The organism is Mycobacterium sp. E1747 (assembly GCF_001667775.1).
Taxonomy (GTDB): Bacteria; Actinomycetota; Actinomycetes; order Mycobacteriales; family Mycobacteriaceae; genus Mycobacterium.
This window is the reverse complement of record NZ_LZJI01000026.1, coordinates 1-4,190: the sequence shown is the minus strand read 5'-3', so window position 1 is coordinate 4,190 and position 4,190 is coordinate 1. Positions and strand designations below refer to the sequence as shown.

Annotated in this window: 1 protein-coding gene; it reads right to left on the bottom strand. The window is 66.2% G+C overall.

Annotated features, from left to right (window positions below; all coding sequences use genetic code 11):
- Positions 1–4,190: condensation domain-containing protein (locus A5695_RS02105; RefSeq protein WP_156749415.1), on the bottom strand; the 4,190-nt coding region annotated here is incomplete at both ends.

The window sequence follows — 4,190 nt, the reverse complement described above, 5'->3', positions numbered from 1 at the left end:
CCCACACCAGCACCGGCCACATACAACTCACCCACCACACCAACCGGCACCGGACGCAACCAGGAATCCAACACAAAAAACGCAAGGTGCTCCAACGGCCCACCGATCGGACTGACCGCGCCCTCCAGATCGCCGGCGCCGATCTCCCGATACGACGCGTGCACCGTGGTTTCAGTCGTGCCGTACATGTTGATCAAGCGCGGCCGAGCCGGATGATGGTCCAGCCAGGTCCGAAGGCGCTGCGGTTCAAGGGCTTCCCCGCCGAACACCACCGCCTGCAGCGACAGTTGTTCTCCAGGCTCGGGGGCGAGGGCGTCGGCGGTTTGCAGCGCATAAAACGCCGACGGCGTCTGACTCAAGACGGTGACCCGCTCACCAACCAACAAGGCATGCAAGTCCTGCGGCGACCGCACCACGTCGTCGGGCACCACCACCAGCCGACCGCCACGCAGCAGCGCACCCCAGATCTCCCACACCGAGACATCGAACGCCAGCGAATGCCACTGTGACCATACGGAGTCGGGACCCGGCGGCAGTGCGGGATCCAGTGTGGTCAGGAGTTGGGTGACGTTGTGATGGGTCACCGCGACGCCTTTGGGAACACCGGTGGTACCCGAGGTGTAAATCAGATACGCGATGTCCTCCGGCGGCGGGGCGGGCGGCGCGGTTGCGGGGTGGGAGTCGATGGCGGGATCGTCCAGGTCGATCACTGGCACGTCGTACGGGTCCAGCCGGTCGGCCAACCCAGCACCGGCCAGGACCGCGACCGGTGCGGCGTCAGCGACCATGAACGCGATCCGCGGGTCGGGGTGGGCCGGGTCGATCGGCACATACGCCGCACCGGTCTTCAGCACCGCGAGAATCGCCGTCACAGAACGGGCGGCGTGCCCAATCAGCAGGGCCACCCGTTTACCGCTGCCCGCTCCCCGCCCAATCAGCAGCTGCGCCAACCGGTTAGATGCCTCGTCGAGCTCCCGGTAGCTCATGCTCTGGTTCTCGAAAGTTATGGCTACGGCATGCGGTGTCCGTGCGACCTGCGCGGAGAATGCCTCTGGGATCGACACAGACCTGGGCGCGGGCGCGGTCAACACCGCCCGATTGCTCCAGCCATCCAGCAAGTCGCGCTCAATACCGTCGAGGACGCCAATCGACGACACTCGTTGGTCGGGGCCGGTCGCCATGGCCGCCAGGAATCGCGGTAAGTGATCGATAAGGGCATCGACGGTGGCCGTGCTGATCGCGTCGGTGTCGTATTCGACCCGGAAGCCCAGCTCTTGGCCTGGCGTCGCCTGTACGGTCAGCGGATAGTGGTTGAATTCGCGGCCGGTGATCTCCGTGATCGTGATGCCGTGCGTGTCGAGCCATGCGGCGGCGTCGACGGGATAGTTCTCGTAGACGAACAGGGTATCGAATAGTGTTGTGTGACCGGTGATCTGCTGAATATCGCTGAGCGCCATGTGCTGGTGTTCGACGGTGTTGTTGTAGAAGCCTCGCAGTTGGTCCAGCAGGTCGGCGACGGTGGTAGCTGGCGCGATACGCGCGCGCACCGGCGTGGTGTTGATAAGCAAACCGACCATCGATTCGGCGCCATGCACGTCGGCGGACCGCCCCGACGTCACCGTCCCGAACGCGACGTCGTGTTGGCCGGTGAGGAGCACGAGCATCTGTGCCCAAGCGGCGTGTAGCACCGTGCTGAGTGTGGTGGCCCTCGAACGCGCCAGCTCGCGAAGGGCCCCGGTGGTATCGGCCGAGATTCGAAACGATTCGACGCCCCGCCGACCGAGCGTCAACCGTGTTGACGGGGCCACCAAGGTGGGCACCTCGAACCCGTCCAGCACCGTGCTCCATACGGATCTGGCCGCGCAATGGTCTTGGCTGGCCAGCCAGGTGATAAGCCTTCGATAGGGTACGGGCTCGGGCAGCCGGTGTCCCTGATAGCCGGCGAAGATCTCCTGCAGGAGGATCGGTAGTGACCAGCCGTCCAGCACGATGTGGTGATTGGTCAACACCAACCGGTGCTGATCTGGTGCGGTGCGGATCAACGCGGCCCGGAATGGAGGTTGGCCGGTGAGGTCGCTGACGGTGGCGCGCTCAGCGGCGCACAACCGCTCGATTCCCTCGTCGACGTCCGATCTGGCCGCGAGGTCCACGTATTGCCAGGCGATTTCGGGATCGGCGGGGATGATCTGCACCGGCTCCCCGAACCGGGTGCAGAAGTACCCACAAAGGTGGGGGTGGCGTTTGAGGACGTCGTGCAGCGAGTCGCGCAGCCGGGTCGGCTCCAGGGGGCCGGAGAGCGTGGTTTGCAGTTGCACCGCATAGACATCGTCGCTCGAGTCGCGCGTGAGGGTGGCATGGAACAACAGTCCCTGCTGCAGCGGGGTTAGGGCGAGCACGTCGGCGATCCGGTATTCCCGCGCCAACTCGTCGATCTGCTGCTGGCTCAGCCGTGCCGGTGCGATGTCGGAGGGGCTAAGCCCGCCTCCGCCTTGGCGGACATGGCGGCAGACGCCGGCCAGCGCCTCGAACCACAGCCGATTCAGCCGGTCTGTTTGCTCGTGGTTGAGAACCGAAGTGGCCCATAGCCAGTTGGCCTGCAGGCGTGGCCCCGAGCCGGTGTCCACCGTGGCGACGTTGAGTTCAACCGTGTGCACCAGCGGCATCGGTGTGGCCGAGGCCACGGCGGCCGCCCACAAACCGTCTTGGTCGACGCGCCAGAGTTCGTCGGAGAGCTCGCCGGTGCCCGTGCCGAGGCGGCCCAGATAATTGAATCCGATCACCGGGTCCGCCCCGGACAGGTGCACCTGGGGGTTGACGTAGCGCAGCAGGCCGTAGCTCAGACCATCGGGCAGAGCGCGCAGTTGCTCTTTGGCGGTCTTGATCACCGCTCCCAACGCCGCATCCCCGGCGCACACCTGGGGCCAGGACAGTTCGCCGGTGGCCAGCGATATCGGGTACTTGGCGGTGAACCACCCCACCGTGCGGGACAGGTCGACATTGGCGGCCAGTTCTTCGTTACGGCCGTGGCTCTCGACGTCGATACCGACCGGCCGGCCCCCGAAGGAGAGGAATTCGTTGCAGGCTAAGCCGAAGGCGATCAACAGAATGTCTTGCACCCCAGCGTGAAACGCCGCGGGCACCGCGCCGAGCAGCTGTTGCGTCGTTTCGACATCCAATACCGCCGATAGCCGCCCCGCGGTGGCATAGGTGTCCATCCCCGGTCCGGGTAACGCCGCCGGGTCGGCCAAGACCCGACGCCATGAGTCCTCGTGTTCCACAACCGAGTCGCTGAGTGCGTACTCCCGCAGCAGTGTCGCCCAGGTGGCATACGACGTTTCGCCATGGGGCAGCCGGATATTGTGCCCGGCTCGACGCTGGGCCCAAGCAATATTGAGGTCCTCCAAGAGGATTCGCCAGGACACCCCATCGATGACCAAATGGTGGGCGAGCAAGACCAGCTGCCGCGGGCCTGGGACCCACAACGCGCTGAGCATCACCCCGGCCGCCGGGTTGAGCCGGGATCGGGCCGTCACCAGCGCCTCATCGGACAGCGCATCCACTAACTGCAGGCAGTCCCGCGCCCGCACCGATCCGGCCTCGGGCACCGTCAGTGACCAGCCACCGGCACCGTCGTCATCGAGCCGCAGCCGCAGTGCCGCATGGTGATCGACAAGGGCCTGCAGCAGGGCGACGACGTCGGCCTCGGCCACGCCCACGGGGGCCCACATCACCATCGTCTGGTTGAACTCATCGACCGCACCGTCGACGTCGTGCAGCCATCCGATGATCGGGGTGGTCGCCACCGGCCCGACCCCCGCATCGACGACAGGCGATTCGCCCCCGGTGAACGCCGCCACCCGCGCCAACCGGGCCACCGTCTGCTCGACGAACACATCCCGCGGCCGACACGACACACCAGCCGCCCGCGCACGTGACACCACCTGCATCGACAGGATGCTGTCGCCGCCCAGTTCGAAGAACGAATCATCGACCCCGACCCGTTCCAGCCCCAACACCCCGGCATAGATACCGGCCAGAATGTTCTCGACGGCGGTCGCGGGAGGGCGGTAGGGGCCGCGGCCGCGATACTGCGGGGCGGGCAGGGCGCGCTGGTCGAGTTTGCCGTTGACGGTCAACGGCATAGCATCGACGACCACGATCGCCGAGGGCACCATATAGGCCGGCAACCG